15 protein-coding genes are annotated in these 17912 nt (G+C 75.3%); 9 read left to right on the forward strand and 6 right to left on the reverse strand.

What is annotated here, in order from left to right; all coding sequences use genetic code 11:
- Nucleotides 1-36: 36 nt before the first annotated feature.
- From ACH436_RS19055 to ACH436_RS19070, 4 genes are all read right to left on the reverse strand, one after another.
- Nucleotides 37-1197: a winged helix DNA-binding domain-containing protein gene (locus ACH436_RS19055; protein WP_430561775.1), complete on the reverse strand. Its 1161-nt coding sequence runs from the start codon at nt 1195-1197 to the stop codon at nt 37-39.
- Nucleotides 1198-1201: 4 nt separating this feature from the next.
- Complete coding sequence (locus ACH436_RS19060) at nt 1202-1570, reverse strand: STAS domain-containing protein (protein WP_430561776.1); 369 nt, start codon at nt 1568-1570, stop codon at nt 1202-1204.
- 121 nt (nt 1571-1691) lie between these two features.
- Nucleotides 1692-2252, reverse strand: a complete 561-nt coding sequence (locus ACH436_RS19065; protein WP_430561777.1) for an aminoacyl-tRNA deacylase — start codon at nt 2250-2252, stop codon at nt 1692-1694.
- The gene (locus tag ACH436_RS19070; RefSeq protein ID WP_430561778.1) at nt 2249-4720 is read right to left on the reverse strand and encodes a PASTA domain-containing protein; all 2472 of its coding nucleotides are present in this window, start codon (nt 4718-4720) and stop codon (nt 2249-2251) included. The genes ACH436_RS19065 and ACH436_RS19070 overlap by 4 nt, the downstream gene beginning before the upstream one ends.
- A gap of 226 nt (nt 4721-4946) precedes the next feature.
- Between ACH436_RS19070 and ACH436_RS19075 the strand changes: the two genes are divergently transcribed.
- Together ACH436_RS19075 and ACH436_RS19080 are read left to right on the forward strand one after the other, a co-directional pair.
- Complete coding sequence (locus ACH436_RS19075) at nt 4947-5723, forward strand: LamB/YcsF family protein (protein ID WP_430561779.1); 777 nt, start codon at nt 4947-4949, stop codon at nt 5721-5723.
- A gap of 2 nt (nt 5724-5725) precedes the next feature.
- A complete protein-coding gene (locus tag ACH436_RS19080; protein ID WP_430561780.1) occupies nt 5726-7429 on the forward strand; it encodes a carboxyltransferase domain-containing protein in 1704 nt (567 codons plus the stop codon).
- A gap of 23 nt (nt 7430-7452) precedes the next feature.
- Here the strand turns inward: ACH436_RS19080 and ACH436_RS19085 are convergent, their stop codons facing one another.
- A complete protein-coding gene (locus tag ACH436_RS19085; protein ID WP_430561781.1) occupies nt 7453-8196 on the reverse strand; it encodes an ankyrin repeat domain-containing protein in 744 nt (247 codons plus the stop codon).
- Nucleotides 8197-8386: 190 nt separating this feature from the next.
- Between ACH436_RS19085 and ACH436_RS19090 the strand changes: the two genes are divergently transcribed.
- Nucleotides 8387-8926 carry a DUF4822 domain-containing protein gene (locus ACH436_RS19090; RefSeq protein ID WP_430561782.1) on the forward strand — a complete coding sequence of 180 codons (540 nt, stop codon included), beginning with the start codon at nt 8387-8389 and terminating at the stop codon, nt 8924-8926.
- Nucleotides 8927-8992: 66 nt separating this feature from the next.
- Here ACH436_RS19090 and ACH436_RS19095 read toward each other — a convergent pair whose 3' ends face one another.
- Nucleotides 8993-9736: a class I SAM-dependent methyltransferase gene (locus ACH436_RS19095; RefSeq protein WP_430561783.1), complete on the reverse strand. Its 744-nt coding sequence runs from the start codon at nt 9734-9736 to the stop codon at nt 8993-8995.
- Between the two features lie 297 nt (nt 9737-10033).
- Between ACH436_RS19095 and ACH436_RS19100 the strand changes: the two genes are divergently transcribed.
- The 6 genes from ACH436_RS19100 to ACH436_RS19125 are packed head-to-tail and all read left to right on the forward strand — an operon-like array spanning nt 10034 to nt 17845.
- On the forward strand, nt 10034-10123 hold the full coding sequence (locus tag ACH436_RS19100) for a potassium-transporting ATPase subunit F (protein WP_429734823.1): 90 nt from the start codon (nt 10034-10036) through the stop codon (nt 10121-10123).
- A complete protein-coding gene (gene kdpA, locus ACH436_RS19105) occupies nt 10123-11796 on the forward strand; it encodes a potassium-transporting ATPase subunit KdpA (RefSeq protein WP_430561784.1) in 1674 nt (557 codons plus the stop codon). Before ACH436_RS19100 ends, kdpA begins: the two co-directional genes overlap by 1 nt.
- 1 nt (nt 11797) lies before the next feature.
- Nucleotides 11798-13966, forward strand: coding sequence for a potassium-transporting ATPase subunit KdpB (gene kdpB, locus ACH436_RS19110; RefSeq protein ID WP_430561785.1), 2169 nt, complete (start codon nt 11798-11800; stop codon nt 13964-13966).
- 23 nt (nt 13967-13989) lie between these two features.
- Nucleotides 13990-14616, forward strand: a complete 627-nt coding sequence (gene kdpC, locus ACH436_RS19115; RefSeq protein WP_430561786.1) for a potassium-transporting ATPase subunit KdpC — start codon at nt 13990-13992, stop codon at nt 14614-14616.
- A 2-nt stretch (nt 14617-14618) separates the two neighbouring features.
- On the forward strand, nt 14619-17150 hold the full coding sequence (locus tag ACH436_RS19120; protein WP_430561787.1) for an ATP-binding protein: 2532 nt from the start codon (nt 14619-14621) through the stop codon (nt 17148-17150).
- On the forward strand, nt 17147-17845 hold the full coding sequence (locus ACH436_RS19125) for a response regulator (protein ID WP_430561788.1): 699 nt from the start codon (nt 17147-17149) through the stop codon (nt 17843-17845). The genes ACH436_RS19120 and ACH436_RS19125 overlap by 4 nt, the downstream gene beginning before the upstream one ends.
- The last annotated feature ends 67 nt before the right edge of the window (nt 17846-17912 follow it).

Raw genomic sequence — 17912 nt, forward strand, 5'->3', positions numbered from 1 at the left:
CTGTCCGGCGACGTCCGGCCCGGGTGCGTCCCCCGCTCAGGCCAGGTACGCGTCGAGGTCGGCCACCGCGGCGTCCAGCGCGACGCGCTCGGCCGCCGTGGGTTCGCGCAGCCACTGCACGTCGAGCGCGGTCCGCCCGGCCGGCCACCGCCAGCGGCCCGCGACGACGCCGTCCACCGCCAGCGAGTGCACGTACGCCCCGGCCCGGTCGGCCGGCGGGAGCGCCGGGTCGAGCACCACGTGCCGGGTCTCCCGGTAGGACATGAGGAGCTCGTCGTACGCCTGGAGCAGGTCGGCGACCGGCCGTCCTCCGGCGGCCTCCTGCCCGCCGTCGTCCACCGTGCCGCCGTCGGCCCACGCCTGCGCGGTGGCCGCCGTCGCCACGAGCGTCAGCCCGTCGAGGTCGCCGACGCCCGGCACCTGGACCACGTCCCCCGCGTCGACCAGCGCGGCGAGCGCGGGCGCGAGGTCCCGCACCGTGACGTCGCTCCACAGGCGGAGGTCGTTGACGGTCGCGAACGCGCGCCCGGGCAGGTAGCGGCGCCACAGCTCGACGACGGCGTCCTCGGCGTCGAACCGCTCGCCCAGCGGGCCGTAGCCCGCGCCGACCCGGTCGTCGAACGCCGCGTACGACTGGTGCTGCAGCTCCTTGCCCGCCGGGGGCGGGCCGCTGATCACCAGGCGCTGCAGCTCCGCGTGCATGAGCATCTGGGTGAACGCGAGGCCGGGCGCGTCGGAGGCCAGCACGCCGCGGGCGACCAGCTCGGCCTTGATCTCCGCGCGGGTGCGCGGACCGTCCGCGACGACCGCGGCGACGGCGTCCGTCCCGGGGCCGAGGTCGCCGAGGTCCCACGACCGCTCCGTGGACGCCATGAGCCTCTCGACCCGGGGCGCGGTGAGCTCGAGCAGCCACCGCGCGTCCCGGGGGCACACCAGGTGCCAGGTGGGGCGCAGCACGTGGGTGCGCAGCAGCTCGCCGTCGGCGAGCGCCGCATTCAGCGCGGCGCGGCCCGGGCGCGACGCCGGCGCCACGCGCCGCGAGACCCCCCAGAGGGCGGGCTGCAGCTCCTGCCCCTGCACGGCGAGGAGCGCGTCGACGACGGCGGGCGCGTCCCCCGGACCGGCGCCGCGCAGCCCTGTGGCGGCGAGGCGCGCGGCGCGGACGACCCCGCTGTCGACGCCCGCGGGGAGGCGCACCCGGTCAGCCCGCGCGGCCGGCGGGCACGGCCTCCGCGAGGGGGATGCGGCCGCCCATGCCGACCATCTCCAGCACCTCGGCGACCGCCTCGGACGGCTGGTACAGGCTCACGGACGTCCCCGTCTCCTGACCCAGCATGTACACCTGCAGGATGAAGGCGACCCCGGAGGAGTCGATGAACGTGACGTCCCGGGTGTCCAGCACGACGGGTAGCGCGGTGGCGCGTGCCGCGAGCCCCGCCATCGCGTCGCTCGCCGCCTCGCGCAGCGCCGCGTCGACCTCGCCCCACAGGGTGAGGACCGTCGCCTCGTCGGTGGTACGGGATGCGATCCCCGAGCTCGGCCCGGGGTCGCTGCTGCTGTCGATGTCCATGTGGTCGTGATGCTCCCGTGCGTGGGGCCCGTGCGGCCTGGGGACGCGGTCGGCGTCCTCTCCATCAGCACACGGCCCGCGTCGAGTGTTCCCCCGTCAGGCGAATTCGTCCAGCATCCGGTCATTCCCGGCGGGTCGACGCCGGACCGGCCGGCGTCGTGCGGGCGGGGCCCGCGGGTCCAGGGTCGTCCAGGTCCGTGACGTCCGCGACCCGTGCATCGAGCGCACGCACCAGGTCGGCGCCGTCGACCGTGGCGGAGACCCCGTGCCCGCCGCCCCCGACGGACACCGGCCCCCCGTCCACGAGACGTGCGTCCGCGACCACCGGCCAGGCGGTCAGCGAGCCGAACGGCGTGATCGTGCCCCGCTCGTACCCGGTGACGTCGCGGGCCACCTCCTTGTCCGGCATCGACAGCCGGGACACCCCGAGGAGGGCGCGCAGCCGCGGCCAGGAGATCGTGCGGTCGCCCGGCACCAGCACGAACAGGAAGTCGCCGTCGCCGCGACGCACCACGATCGTCTTGACCACCTGCGCCGGCGTGACGCCGCGGGCGGCGGCGGCCTCCGCGAGCGAGCGCACCGGGCCGTGCCGGACGATCCGGAACTCGATGCCCGACGCCTCCAGCGCCTCGCGCGTCCGCCGTTCGCCCGGGGTCTCCGTGGCCGGCGGGGTCGACGTCACTCGTCCTCACCCGTCCGCACGACGAGGGTGATCTCGGTGCCCAGGAGCACGACCTCGCCCGCCGCGACGTCGGTGCCCTCGACCTCGGCGTCGTCCTCGACGCCCTCCTCGGTCACGACGTCGAACCCGTGCTGCTCGAGCTCCTCGCGGGCGGCGGCGACCGTGGACCCGGCGACCTCCGGGACCGGCGCGGCCGCACCCCCCGTGATGAGCACCGTCGAGCCCTTGTCGGCCTTCTCCCCCGCGTCCCGGGTCTTGACGACCAGGTCGTCGTCCCCGACGTCGCCGGACGTCTCCACCGCGAACCCGAGCTCCTCGAGCTTCGCCCGCGCGGCGGCCACGGTCATCCCGGTGACTTCGGGGATCGTCACCTGCTCCACCGGCTCCTCCTCCGGGCCGCTCGAGACGACCAGGGTCACGGTCGACCCCGGCTTGACCTCGCTCCCGGCGCCCGGGTCGGTGCGCAGCGCGACCCCGGCCGGCTGCTTCGTGCTGTGCTCCTCGACCCTGGTCACGTCGAGGCCCGCGTCCTGCAGCGCCTGCTCCGCCGCCTCGCCGTCCTGGCCGGCCACCGACGGGACGGCCACCTGCTCCGGCGCCGGCGTCGCGCCGGGCCCGCTCGAGACGACGAGGGTGACGGTCGAGCCAGGCCGGACCTTGGTGCCGGCACCCCGCGTCGTCACGACCGTGCCCTTGCGGACGTCGTCGTCCGCCCGCGTCACGGTCGTCACCTTCAGCCCGAGCGACTGGAGCTTCTTCTTCGCCGTGGCGACGGTCTGGCCGGCGACGTCCGGCACGGTGACCTTCGCGGTCGTGCCGGGCTGCTCGGACGAGCCGCCGCCCTGGCCCTTGCCGTCCTGCCCACCGCCGGTCGTGGCGCCGGGCGCCTTGCCGCCCTGGCCGGAGGCGTTGCCCTTCGCCGTGCCGCCGCCGGCCTTCGCCGCCTTGCCCTTGCCGTCCTTGTCCGCGGCGGAGCCCTGACCGGAGCCGCTGCCCTTGCCGGAGCTCGTGCCCGTGCGGTCGCCGGCGTCGTCGCCGCGCCGCTCCGCCGGAGCCGTGGGACCGCCGGCTCCCGCCGCGACGTCGTCCGCCTTCCACGCCCGGTCGGGGACGGGGCCGGCGGCGAAGAACTCGAAGTGCCACGGCTCGGGCTTCGCGCCCGTGGAGCGCGCCCACGACGGGTTGTCCCAGCCGTAGTCGGGGCCGTGCACGCGCATCCAGGCGTGCTCCGCGGACGTGAAGGTGGAGATCGGGTAGCCCAGGTCGACGGCGATCCCCCACCCGTGGTTCGACGTCCCCGGCGTCGCCGCGAGCCAGCCCTTCGTGGCCTTGACGCGGATCTGCAGCTCCAGCGAGCGGTACGAGTCGGTCATCGGGATGGGCACCCCGAACTCCTTCTCGTACGCCCTGCTGAGCGCGGAGAGCTGCTCGGCGGCGTCGCAGCGCAGCAGGTGGCCGGGGGCGAAGTCGAGCGGGCACAGCGCCGACGCCGGGATGCGCCCGTTGGCGAAGCCCGCCGTGCTCCTGCCGTACCGGTCGACGACCTCGCGCAGGCTCGCGGTCAGCGTGGCGCGCGCGGCGACCGTCCCGTCGGCCCCTGCCGGCAGGATGCCCGCCTCGAGCGTCGTGGTCGCCGGGTCCAGCAGCGTGGCCAGGCGCGTCGCGGCGACGACGAGGTCGTCGAACGTCACCTCGTCGTCCGCGTGCGCGTCCTCGACTGCCGGCTGCTCGGTGTCAGGGTGTTCCGTGTCTGGCTGCGCGGCGTCCGGCTGCTCGGCGTCCGGCTGCTCGGCGTCCGGCTGCTGGGTGCCCGGCTGCTCGGCCGGGGCCGCCGGGGCGGGCTCGTCGTCGGGGTCGAGCGCGATCTGGCGCGCGACGGGCACTGCCTCGGGGCCGTCGACGGTCGCCGGGGGAACGAGGTCGGGCGTCGTCACCTCGGGCCCGGTCTCCTCGGGCACGATCTCCTCGGGCCCGGTCACCTCCGGCTCTGTCACCTCGGGCTCTGTCACCTCGGGCCCGGGCGCGGGGAGGACCGGCGCGGGCACCTCGGCGTCCGCCGCCGCGAACGGGCGGTCGGACGACGTCGCGGCCTGCTGCGCCAGGTACGTGCTGAGGAGCATGCCGAGCTCGGCGGCGGCCTGCTCCACCGCGGGCGTCACCCTCCTGCCCGCGTCCTGGCCCGCGAGCTCGGCGCGCTCGAGGACGCCCAGCACCTCCGGCAGCGTGGTCGGGCCGGTCGACGCCGACGCCCCCACGACGCCGACGGAGACCCCCTCGCCCACCGGGCTCCCGGCGCCCACGTCGGGGGTGTGCTGGTCGGCCGCGAGGGTCTGGAGGCGGTCACCGTTCCACGGGAGGCCGGCGACGGGCGCCGCGACGAATCCGGCCGCGAGCACGCACGAGGCCGTCGCCGTCGCGAGCATCCTGCCGACACGCACGCCCCGCACGGTGTCCTTCGGAGACCTCACGACGACGAACCTCCCCCATCGGCACTGCTCAGGCGCTCGGATCCTGCCACAACCTGGGGTCGTCGTGTGACACGGGCGACAGGACCGTCCTCTCACTCTGCGGCATGCCTCACGCGCGTGCCACCCCTGCGGCAAGAGTTCACTCGACAGTCATGCGGAACGCCCCGAATGCCCGCCCCGCCCCCTGGTACGCCCCGCCTGCCGCGGCTCGCGGCAGACTGGGCGCATGACCACCGTCGACCTCAACAGCGACCTCGGCGAGGGCTTCGGCCGCTGGACCCTCGGCGACGACGAGGCGATGCTCGACGTCGTGTCGTCCGCCAACGTGGCGTGCGGCTTCCACGCGGGCGACCCGGTGTCGATCCGGCGCACGCTGCACCTGGCCGCCGACCGCGGCGTCGCGGTCGGGGCGCACGTCGGCTACCGCGACCTGGCGGGCTTCGGCCGCCGCGACATCGACGTCCCGTCGGCCGAGCTGCGGGCCGACGTCGTCTACCAGGTCGGTGCGCTCCAGGCCCTGGCCCGAGCCGAGGGCACCCGCGTCACGTACGTGAAGCCGCACGGGGCCCTCTACCACCGGGCGGCGACGGACGAGCGCGTCGCGACCGACGTGGCCGCCGCCGTCGCCGCCGTCGACCCGACGCTCGTGCTGCTCGGGCTGCCCGGCACGCTCGCGCTCGACGCCGCCGGGGCCGCCGGCCTGGCCACGGCCACGGAGGCGTTCGCCGACCGTGCCTACACGCCCGCCGGCATGCTCGTGCCGCGCAGCGAGGCGGGCGCCGTCCTGCACGACCCGGACGTCGTGGCCCGCCGGATGCTCCGGCTCGTCACCGAAGGCGTGGTCGAGGCCGTCGACGGCAGCGTGGTGCGGGTGCCCGCCGACTCGGTGTGCGTGCACGGCGACACCCCCGGGGCGGTCGACATGGCCCGCCGGGTGCGGGCGGCGTTCGACGACGCGGGTGTCACCCTCGCCGCGTTCGCCCCCGCGGCCCCCGGGGCCTGACGGTGGGCGGGGCGCGCGTCCTGCCCGCGCGCGACGACGCCCTGCTCGTCGAGGTCGACGACCTCGCACACGCGCTCGCGCTGGACGCGTCGCTGCGCGCCGACCCGCTGCCCGGCGTCGGGCAGCCCGTTCCCGGCGCGCGGACGCTGCTGGTCCCGTTCGACCGGTGGCGGCTGCCCGCGGCCCGGCTCGCGGAGCGGCTGCGGGCGCGCGCCGCCGCGGTGGCGCCGCTGACCGGCGGGCCGACCGGCGGGCGGCTCGTCGAGATCCCCACGGTGTACGACGGCGAGGACCTGGCCGACGTCGCGCGCCTGCTCGGGTGCAGCCCGGAGGAGGTGGTGCGCCGGCACGCGGGGGCCTCGTGGGTCGTGGGGTTCGTCGGCTTCGCCCCGGGGTTCGCCTACCTGACGGGGGACGACGCGACGCTGGTCGTGCCGCGGCGGGAGTCCCCGCGCACGCGGGTGCCCGCCGGGGCCGTGGCGCTGGCCGGCCCGTACTCGGGCGTCTACCCGCGCGCCAGCCCGGGCGGCTGGCAGCTGGTCGGCCGCACCGACGTCGTCACGTGGGACGCCGACCGCGACCCGCCGACCCCGTGGGCCCCCGGCGACCGGGTGCGGTTCGTCGCCGTGCGCGAGTCGGCCCGGGGCGGCGGGGTCGCTCACGGCGGCAGTTCGGGCTCGGCGCGGCAGTCCGAACTGCCGACGCGAACCCGAACTGCCGCGCCGACGACGTCGGGCACCGGGTGGACGGGGACGTCGGACGCCGGGCTGGAGGTCGTGACGCCCGGGCTGCAGGCGCTGGTGCAGGACCTGGGCCGACCGGGGCTCGCGCACCTCGGAGTCTCGGCCTCCGGTGCCGCCGACCCCCGCAGCCTGCGCGCCGCGAACCGAGCCGTGGGCAACCCCGTCTGGGCCGCCGCCGTCGAGGCCGTGGGCGGCGGGCTGCGGCTGCGCGCCCGGGCCGACGTCGTCGTCGCGCTCGCCGGGGCCGACGCGGGCGCCGTCGTGCACCGCGGCGGCGACCCGGACGACGCCCGCCGCGCACCCCGGGCGCGGGCGTTCCGCCTGCGCGCCGGCGACGAGCTCGCCCTGGGCGCCCCGGCGCGTGGGTGGCGCTCGTACGTCGCCCTCCGCGGCGGGGTCGGCGTGCCGCGCGTGCTCGGCTCGCGCGCGACCGACACCCTCGCCCACCTGGGCCCGGACCCCCTCGCCCCGGGCACCCCCCTGCGTTGTGGGCGCAATTTCGGCGGGAATCCAGGGTCGGATACCCGCCGAAATCGCGCCCACAACACCTCGGCGGTGGCGGTGGACGACGTCGGGGCGCCGGACCCCGCGGCGCTGCCCGCGCCGGGCGAGGTCACGACGCTCCCCGTCGTGCTCGGCCCGCACGACGACTGGTTCACCGCCGACGCCGTCGCCCGGCTCGCGTCCCAGGTGTGGCGCGTGACCGACCGCTCCGACCGCGTGGGGCTGCGGCTCGACGGCGCGCCCCTGACGCGGACGGCCGGCACCCGGCAGCGAGAGCTGCCCAGCGAGGCGTGCGTGACCGGCGCGCTGCAGGTGCCGCCGGACGGGCTGCCGGTGCTGTTCGGCGCCGACCACCCGCTCACGGGCGGCTACCCGGTGGTCGCGGCGGTGGCCTCGACGCACCTGTGGCTCCTGGGGCAGCTGGCGCCCGGGGCGCTGCTGCGCCTCGCGCCTGCCTGAGCCCGCCTGAACCCGCCTGAGCGTCAGGCGGCGGCGTCGAGCAGGGCGACGATCTCGTCCTGACCGGCCCGGGCCGCCAGGTCGCGGGGAGCCACGCCCTCACGGTCCGGGAGCGTCGGGTCGGCGCCCGCCTCGAGCAGGAGCCGGACCGTCTCGACGTGGTCGGCGGAACCGTTGCCGAGCACGATCGCCTCGTGCAGGGCGGTCCACCCCAGGCCGTTGACGTGGTCGAGCGGGACGCCAGCGTCGATGAGGAGCGCGACCGTCGAGACGTGGGCGTGCTCGCTGGCCGGGATGAGGGCGGTCCCGCCGAAGCGGTTCACGCTCGCCACGTCGGCGCCGTGCTCCAGCGTCGCCGCGAGGATCTCGTCGAGCCCCTCCGCACCCGCGTACAGGAACGCGGAGTCCTCCATCGCGTCCTTCGCGTCGGGGTCGGCGCCGGCGTCGAGCAGGGCCAGGGCCACGTCCGTGCGCCCCGCCTTGGTCGCCGCGACGAGGGGTGTCGCGTCGCCGTCCCCGCGCGCCTCGAGGTCGGCGCCGCCGTCGATCGCCTGCCGCACGGCGTCGGCGTCGCCGCTCTCGACGGCCCGCCACAGCTCGGCGGTGGCGGTGCCGGCCGACGCCGTCCCCTCGTCGGCGACCTCAGGGGCGGGGTCGTCGCCGGCGGAGCACGCCGTCAGCGTCACCGCCGCGGCGAGGGCGGCGGCGAGGACGGCCAGCCGTGCTCGTGCGCGACGGGCTCCGGCCCGGTGGGGGCGAGCGGTCATGAGGTTCCTCCGGTGCTGGACGACGCCTGCCAGGCTCGCAGGCTGCCCCGGGCGGGCGCATCATCCGTTCGGCTGAGACCCGCCGCGACCACCAGGCGATGCCCCCGGACGACGGCCGGAACCACGATGGCTGCAGCACCACGACGTCGCGGACGCACCGCCACGTCCGGCCACGAGAGAAGGACACCGCATGAGGACCACCACGCCGAAGAAGCCCGTCACCCTCGCCGTCTCGGCGCTGCTCGCCCTGGGCGCGCTCACCGCCTGCAGCACGGACGAGGCCGACGCCGCGGCCGCCTCGGACACCGCCGCTGCGGAGGAGGCCGCGGCGGCCGACGACGCGCAGACGCCGTCCGACGTGCTCGCCTCGACCGCGTGGGAGACCACCGGCGCGACCGACGCCGAGGGCGACGACGTCCCGCTCGACGACGAGAACGTCAGCACCTTCGTCGGCTGGGCGTACTTCGACGCCGACGGCACGTTCTCCATGTACAACCTCGACGACACCCCGAAGATGCAGGGCGACTGGACGGTCGACGAGGAGGGTACGACCCGCCACATCGTGGCGAAGGACGACGCCGGCGAGGTGCTGTTCGAGCGCGACTCGGACATCGTCACGCTCACCGACGAGGAGTTCACCTACCGCGTGTTCCCCGAGGAGGGGAACACCGACGTGTACTACGACATCGTGCACACCCCGACCGACCACGAGGAGCCCGCGGCGTCCTGACCCGCCGGCCCGCTGAGCGCCCGTTCCCCTCCCGGGGAGCGGGCGCTCCGTCGTGCGCGACGGCGCTCACGCCAGGCGGGCGAGCAGGCTGAACGCATTCGGGACGCGGCCGTCCCAGGCGGCGGCGTCGATACCGGCAGGGAGCCAGAACGGGTCGGGGTGCTCCTCGAGGTGCTCCAGCGCGAACCCCGCGCCCAGGCACGCCATGACGAGCTCGGCGAGCGTGTGCTGCCGCTCCACCGCGCCGTGGCCGGGGAACGTGTCGTTGACGTGCGACCGTTCGAAGTACCCCCGGTCCGGGCGCACGCGGATCTCGTCGGTGTCCCAGGTCCACAGCGGCACCAAGGGGTGGGCCTCGTAGACGTAGAACCATCCGCCCGGGCGCAGCAGCCGGCGCACCTCGGCGAGGAACGCGGGCAGGTCCGCCACCCAGATGAGCGCGCCCTTGCCGGTGTAGACGAGGTCGGCGCACGCGTCGTCGAGCCCGCTGTCGGGGAGCGTCGCGCGGGTGTACCGGCAGGGCAGTCCGAGCTCGTCGGCCCGGCGCTGCGCGCTCGCCACCGGCGCCGGGCTGTAGTCCAGCCCGTGCACGGACCGCGCGCCGAGGCGCGCGAGGGCGAGGTCGTCCAGGCCGTGGCCGCTCATCGGGTGCACGACGTCGGCGCCCTGGACGATCGGGCGCAGCGCCGCGACCTCCGCGGGCAGCAACTCGACCGTGCGGGCCTCCTCCAGGTGCTCGTCGTACTCGTCGGTGTACTTGCGCGAGGCGAGAGCCCACGCGGCCCGGGTGTCGTCGTCGACGGTGTCCATGCGAGCACCCTGGCACGGCCGGGGCGCCGCGGACCCCCGTTTTTCCGGGACCTCGGGCCCGTGCCGTAGGGCTTCCGTCAGGGTCCGGACGATCGCCGTATGGATCCCGTGAGGACGGGCCTGCGGGGCTTCCGGCGGGTGTTGCATCGACGTCGGCACCCAGGACGGGCGCCCGGCCCGCCTCGGCGGCCGTCGGAATCGAAGTGGGGACGTGCTGGTGCTCGACGTCGTCTACGTGCTGGGCGTGATCGCCCTGTTCGCGCTGGTGGCCGGGATCGCGAAGGCGGTGGAGAAGCTGTGATCGTCGTCGAGCTCCTCGCCGCCGCGCTCGGTGTGGCCGCGCTGGTCTACCTCGTGGTGGCCCTCGTGAAGCCGGAGAAGTTCTGATGGGCTGGGTCGGGGCGGTCCTCGCGCTCGCGACCGTCGCCCTCGTCCTCGCCGCCGTCCACCGGTCCTTCGGGGACTACATGGCGACCGTGTACACCACGCCCCGGGACTGGCGTGCCGAGCGGGTCCTGTACCGCGTGCTGGGTGTCGACCCGCGCTCCGGGCAGACCTGGCAGGCCTACGCCCGCAGCGTGCTGGCGTTCTCGGTCGTCGGGCTGTTGCTCGTCTACGCCCTGCAGCGCACGCAGCAGTGGCTGCCGTACTCGCTGGGGCTGCCCGCCGTCGCGCCGGACCTGTCGTTCAACACGGCCGCGTCCTTCGTGGGGAACACCAACTGGCAGTCGTACTCCCCCGAGCAGACCCTCGGGTACACGGTGCAGCTCGCCGGGCTCGCGGTGCAGAACTTCGTGTCCGCGGCGGTCGGCATGGCCGTGGCCGTGGCGTTGGTGCGCGGGTTCGCCCACCGCCGCACGGGCACGATCGGCAACTTCTGGGTGGACCTGGTGCGCGGCTGCCTGCGCATCCTGCTGCCGATCTCGGTGCTGGCCGCGGTGGTGCTGATCGCCGGCGGCGTGGTGCAGAACTTCGCCGGCTTCACCGACGTGACGACCGTCGCCGGCGGCGCGCAGAGCATCCCCGGCGGGCCGGTGGCCTCGCAGGAGGCGATCAAGCTGCTCGGCACCAACGGCGGCGGGTTCTTCAACGCGAACTCGGCCCACCCGTTCGAGAACCCGACGGCGTGGACGAACGTCGTCGAGGTCCTCCTCATGCTGGCCATCCCGTTCTCGCTGCCTCGCACGTTCGGGCGGATGGTGGGCGACCTGCGGCAGGGCTACGCGATCCTCGCCGCGATGGGGGTCATCTTCGTGGCGTCGTTCGCCGCGCTGACGGCGCTCGAGTCCGCCGGGAACGGCAGCGCCCCGCAGCTCGCGGGCGGCGCGATGGAGGGCAAGGAGGCGCGGTTCGGCATCATCGGCACCACGCTGTTCGCGACCACCAGCACGACGACGTCGACCGGCGCCGTCAACGCGATGCACGACTCGTTCACCGCGCTGGGCGGCATGCTCCCGATGCTCAACATGATGCTCGGCGAGGTGGCGCCCGGCGGCGTCGGCTCGGGGCTGTACGGGATGCTCGTGCTCGCCGTCGTCGCCGTGTTCGTCGCGGGCCTGCTGGTGGGACGCACGCCCGAGTACCTGGGCAAGAAGATCGGGCCGCGCGAGATCAAGCTCGCGAGCCTGTACATCCTCGTCACGCCGACGCTCGTGCTGGCGGGGACCGCGCTCAGCTTCGCGATCCCGGCGGTGCGCGAGAGCGTCGTGGAGACGTCGATCTGGAACCCGGGCGTGCACGGCCTGTCCGAGGTCCTGTACGCGTTCACCTCCGCCGCCAACAACAACGGCTCGGCCTTCGCCGGCATCACGGCGAACACCCCGTGGATGAACACCGCGCTCGGCGTCGCGATCCTCCTCGGCCGCTTCGTGCCGATCGTGCTCGTCCTCGCCCTCGCCGGGTCGCTCGCCCGGCAGGACAAGGTGCCCGCCACGGCAGGGACGCTGCCCACCCATCGACCGCAGTTCGTCGGGCTGCTCGTCGGGGTCGTCGTCGTCCTCACCGCGCTCACCTACTTCCCCGTTCTCGCGCTGGGTCCCCTGGCGGAAGGGCTCGTCTGACATGTCCACCCTGATCGACACCTCGTCGTCCCCCGCTCCCTCGTCACCGCAGACCGCCCGCACGCCCGGCGGCGCCTTCTCCTGGGCCCAGGTGCGGGACGCCCTGCCGGGCGCGTTCCGCAAGCTCGACCCGCGCCGGATGTGGCGCAACCCCGTGATGTTCGTCGTGTGGGTCGGCGCCGCGCTCACCACCGTGCTCGCCGTCGTCGAGCCGTTCCTCGGCGGGCCCGTGACCTCGGGCGGCACGGTCGTGCCGGGCTCCTTCACCGTCGTCATCGCGCTGTTCCTCTGGCTCACCGTCGTGTTCGCGAACCTCGCCGAGTCGGTCGCGGAGGGTCGCGGCAAGGCCCAGGCGGACACGCTCCGGCAGACCCGTACGGCCACCGTCGCGCACCGCGTCGCCGGCTACGACGACGCGGACGACCCCGAGGCCCTGCGCGCCGCGATCGACGACGTGTCGTCGGCGGACCTGGACCTCGGTGACGTCGTCGTGGTGTCCGCCGGCGACCTGGTGCCGGGAGACGGCGAGATCGTGCGCGGCATCGCGTCGGTGGACGAGTCCGCCATCACCGGCGAGTCCGCGCCCGTGATCCGCGAGTCCGGCGGCGACCGGTCCGCCGTCACCGGCGGCACGCGCGTGCTGTCCGACCGGATCGTCGTGCGCATCACCTCGAAGCCCGGCGAGACGTTCGTCGACCGGATGATCGCGCTCGTCGAGGGCGCCAGCCGCCAGAAGACGCCGAACGAGGTCGCGCTGAGCATCCTGCTGGCGTCGCTGTCGATCGTGTTCGTCGTCGTCGCGCTCACGCTCAACCCGATCGCGTCGTACGCGGCGAGCCCGGTGAGCGTGGCCGTCCTGGTCGCCCTGCTCGTCTGCCTCATCCCGACGACGATCGGCGCGCTGCTGTCCGCCATCGGCATCGCCGGGATGGACCGCCTGGTGCAGCGCAACGTGCTGGCGATGTCCGGACGCGCCGTCGAGGCGGCCGGCGACGTCACGACGCTGCTGCTCGACAAGACCGGCACCATCACCTACGGCAACCGGCAGGCGAGCGAGTTCCTGCCGCTCGCCGGCGTCGACGCCCGCGACCTGGTGCGCGCCGCCGCGTGCGCGTCCCTCGCCGACCCGACGCCGGAGGGCGCCTCCATCGTCGCCCTGGCAGCCAGGGCCGGCGTGGACCTGGGCGGCCAGGAGAGCACCGCGGTGCCCGGCGAGGTCGTGCCGTTCACGGCGCAGACCCGCATGTCCGGCCTCGACGAGCCCGACGGGACACAGATCCGCAAGGGCGCCGGCAGCGCGGTCATGGCCTGGCTGGGCGACGGCGGCACCTCCGCCGCGGTGGCCGCCCAGGTCGAGGACACCGTCGAGCGGGTGGCGCGGTCCGGCGGCACGCCCCTGGTCGTGGCGGTCCGGGCGCCCGGCGGGGCGGGGCGCGTGCTCGGCGTCGTGCACCTCAAGGACGTCGTCAAGGAGGGCATCGCCGAGCGGTTCGCCGAGCTGCGCGCCATGGGCATCCGCACCGTCATGGTCACCGGGGACAACCCCCTGACCGCCGCGGCGATCGCCGCCGAGGCCGGCGTGGACGACTACCTCGCCGAGGCCACGCCGGAGGACAAGCTCGAGCTCATCCGGCGCGAGCAGGAGGGCGGCAGCCTCGTCGCGATGACCGGCGACGGCACCAACGACGCCCCCGCCCTGGCGCAGGCCGACGTGGGCGTCGCGATGAACTCGGGCACATCGGCCGCGAAGGAGGCCGGCAACATGGTCGACCTCGACTCCGACCCCACCAAGCTCATCGACGTGGTCCGCATCGGCAAGCAGCTGCTCATCACCCGCGGCGCGCTGACCACCTTCTCGATCGCGAACGACATCGCGAAGTACTTCGCGATCATCCCGGCGATGTTCATGGGCGTGTTCCCCGGCCTCGAGGCGCTCAACATCATGGGCCTGAGCTCGCCGTCGTCCGCCGTGGTCTCGGCGATCGTGTTCAACGCGCTCGTCATCGTGCTGCTCATCCCGCTGTCCCTGCGCGGCGTGCGGTACCGGCCCATGGACGCGTCGAAGACCCTCGGGCGCAACCTCCTGGTCTTCGGCCTCGGCGGCATCGTCGCGCCGTTCGTCGGCATCTGGCTCATCGACCTCGTCGTGCGCCTCGTCCCCGGGTTCTGAGCAGGAACGAAGGAGAAACATCCATGAACGCCACCACCCGCAGCACCGGCCGCGCCCTCGGGGTCGCGGTCCGGGCGATGATCGTCCTCACCCTGCTCCTCGGCGTCGGCTACACGGCGGCGATCACCGGCGTCGGGCAGCTCGTGCTGCCGGCGCAGGCCGACGGTTCGCTCGTGCACGACGCCGACGGCGACGTCGTCGGGTCCGGGCTGATCGGCCAGGGCTTCGTCGACGCGGACGGCGCGCCCCTGCCGCAGTACTTCCAGCCGCGGCCGTCGGCCGCGGGCGACGGGTGGGACGCCGCCGCGTCGTCCGGGTCGAACCTCGGCCCCGAGAACCCGGACCTCGTCGCCGCGATCGCCGAGCGGCGCGCGGCCGTGGCCGCGCTCGAGGCCGTGGAGGAGGCCGACGTCCCGCCGGACGCCGTCACCGCGTCCGCCTCGGGGCTGGACCCGCACATCAGCCCGGAGTACGCCGACCTCCAGGTGGCGCGGGTCGCCGCTGCGCGCGGCCTGCCGGAAAAGGAGGTCGCGGCCCTCGTCGCGGGGCACACTGAGGGTCGCGCCCTGGGATACCTCGGGGAGCCCGTGGTCGACGTGCTGGAGCTCAACGTGGCCCTCGACAAGAGCACGGCCGAGCTCGGGAGGTGAGCATGGGTCGCGGCAGGTTGCGCGTCCTCCTCGGCGCCGCGCCGGGCGTGGGGAAGACCTACGCCATGCTCGAGGAGGGCCGGCGGCTGCGCGACGACGGCAAGGACGTCGTGGTGGCGCTGGTGGAGACACACGGGCGCGCCGCGACCGCCGCGATGGCGCAGGGCCTGGAGCTCGTGCCCCGCACGACGGTGACGCACCGCGGCGTCGCGCTCGGCGACCTGGACCTCGACGCCGTCCTGGCGCGGCGGCCGGAGGTCGCGCTGGTCGACGAGCTCGCGCACACCAACGCGCCCGGCCTGGCGCACGCCAAGCGCTGGGAGGACGTCGACGCCCTGCTCGACGCCGGCATCGACGTCCTGTCGACCGTCAACATCCAGCACATCGAGTCGCTCAACGACGTCGTGCAGAAGATCACCGGGGTGGCGCAGCAGGAGACCATCCCCGACGCCGTGCTGCGCGCCGCCGACCAGATCGAGGTCGTGGACCTCGCCCCGCAGGCGCTGCGCGACCGCCTCGCGTCCGGCGTCGTCTACCCGGCCGAACGCGTGGACGCGGCGCTGTCCAACTACTTCCGGCTCGGCAACCTCACGGCGCTGCGCGAGCTCGCCCTGCTGTGGCTGGCCGACGAGGTCGACGCGGCGCTCCAGCACTACCGCACCGAGAACGGGATCGACTCCACGTGGGAGGCCCGCGAGCGGGTGGTCGTGACGCTCACCGGCGGCCCCGAGGGCGAGACGCTGTTGCGGCGCGGGGCGCGGATCGCCGCGCGGTCGGCCGGCGGCGACCTGCTCGCGGTGCACGTCACGAGCCAGGACGGCCTGCGGGCCGCGACACCCGGTGCGCTCGCCCGGCAGCGGCTGCTGGTCGAGGAGCTCGGCGGCACCTACCACCAGGTGGTGGGCGACGACGTCCCGACCGCCCTGGTCGAGTTCGCCCGCGGCGTCAACGCGACGCAGCTCGTCATCGGCGTCTCCCGCCGCGGACGGCTCGCCGCCGCGCTCAGCGGGCCCGGCATCGGCGCCACCGTGACGCGCGAGGCCGGGAACATCGACGTGCACATCGTCAACCACGCGGCCGCGGGCGGCCGGGCCCGCCTGCCCCGCATGGGCGGCGCCCTGTCGGCGCGGCGGCGCCTGGCCGGCTACCTCCTCGCGGTCCTGGGCGGCCCGCTGCTGACCTGGGGCCTGGTGTCGTTCCGCAGCGCGGAGTCCATCGTCTCGGACGTGCTGGCGTACCAGCTGCTGGTCGTCGTGGTGGCCCTGGTCGGCGGGGCGGGGCCCGCCGTCTACGCCGCGATCCTGTCCGGGGTCACGCTCGACTTCTTCTTCGTCGAGCCGCTCCACACCGTCACCGTGGGCGAGCCCCTCCACGTGGTCGCCCTCGTCCTCTACGTCGTCACCGCCGTCCTGGTGAGCGTCGTCGTGGACCGCGCCGCCCGCACGACGCGCGCCGCGCGCCGGGCCGCCGCCGAGTCCGAGGTGCTGGCGACGGTCGCCGGCAGCGTGCTGCGCGGGCAGGACGCCGTCCAGGCGCTGGTGAGCCGCGCGCGCGAGGCATTCGGCCTCACCGGGGCGCGGCTCGTCGCCGACGGCGTGGTGCTGGCCGCGGACGGCGAGGACGGCCCCGCCGGCCCGCGCACGACGATCGACGTCGGCGACCGCGCCGTCCTCGAGCTCTCCGGGGGCGACCTCGCGGCCTCCGAACGCCGCCTCCTCAACGTCATCGCGGTCCAGCTGCAGGCCGCGCTGGAGCGCAGCGACCTGGCCGAGGTCGCGAGCGAGGTGGACCAGCTCGCCGAGTCCGACCGGGTGCGCAGCGCCCTGCTGTCCGCGCTGAGCCACGACCTGCGCCGCCCGCTGAGCTCCGCGGCCGCCGCCGTCAGCGGGCTGCGCTCCGCGCGCGGGGCGCTGAGCGAGGCGGACCGGGACGAGCTGCTGGAGACGGCCGACGAGAGCCTCAGCGCACTGGCCACCCTCATCACCGACCTGCTCGACGTGAGCCGCCTGGAGGCCGGCGTCCTCGCCGTCTCGACGGCGCCCGTCGAGACCGCCGACGTCGTGCTGCCCGCCCTCGACGAGCTCGGCGTCGGCCCCGGCGAGGTGGAGCTGGACCTCGACCTCACCGTGCCGAGCGTCGTCGCCGACGCCGTGCTGCTGCAGCGCGTGCTGGTGAACCTGCTGGCCAACGCGCTGCGCCACTCCCCCTCCGGGCGGCGGGTGCGCGTGGCCACCAGCGCGTTCGCCGGCACGGTCGAGGTCCGCGTGGTGGACCACGGCCCCGGCATCCCCGCCGACCGGCGCGCGGACGTGTTCGTGCCCTTCCAGCGGCTCGGGGACACCGACAACACGACCGGCCTGGGGCTCGGCCTCGCGCTGTCCAAGGGGTTCGTCGAGGGCATGGGCGGCACGCTCACCCCCGAGGACACCCCCGGCGGAGGCCTCACCATGGTGGTCGCGCTCCCCGCCGCGGGGGCGACCCGTCAGCCCGACGACCCCGATCACCCCGACGCCCCGGAGGCGACCGCCCCGTGAAGATCCTCATCGCCGACGACGACCCGCAGATCCTGCGCGCCCTGCGGATCACGCTCACCGCGCAGGGGTACGAGATCGTCACGGCGACCACCGGGACGCAGGCGATCGCCCGCGCCGTCGACCACCGTCCCGACGTGTTCATGATCGACCTGGGCATGCCGGAGCCGGAGGGCATCGACGTCATCCATGCCGTGCGCGGCTGGTCCGACGCCCCGATCCTCGTGGTGTCCGGGCGCACGGGCGCCGCCGACAAGGTGGAGGCGCTCGACGCCGGGGCGGACGACTACGTGACGAAGCCGTTCTCGATCGAGGAGCTGCTCGCCCGCATCCGGGCCCTCACCCGCCGCGTCGCGCACGAGGACTCCGAGCCGGTGGTGCGGTTCGGCGACGTCACGGTGGACCTCTCCGCGCACAGCGTAACGCGCGCGCGTGGGGGCCAGGCGGAGCACGTGCGCCTCACGCCGACCGAGTGGCAGATGCTCGAGCGCCTGGTGCGCAACCCCGGCAGGCTCGTCACCCGCCAGACCCTCCTCACCGAGATCTGGGGCTCCGAGCACGTGACCGACACCGGCTACCTGCGGCTGTACGTCGCGCAGCTGCGCAAGAAGCTCGAGCCCGACCCCGCCGCCCCGCGCTACCTCGTCACCGAGGCGGGGATGGGCTACCGGTTCGACCCGGACGGCGAGAAGTCGTGAGGATCGGGCCCGTGCGCGTATGCGTTCCGTGAGGCCCGGGTCCCGCGGCCCCGCACCGCAGTAGACC

The sequence above is a fragment of the Isoptericola sp. NPDC019693 genome (assembly GCF_044389085.1).
In the GTDB taxonomy this organism is placed as follows: domain Bacteria; phylum Actinomycetota; class Actinomycetes; order Actinomycetales; family Cellulomonadaceae; genus Isoptericola.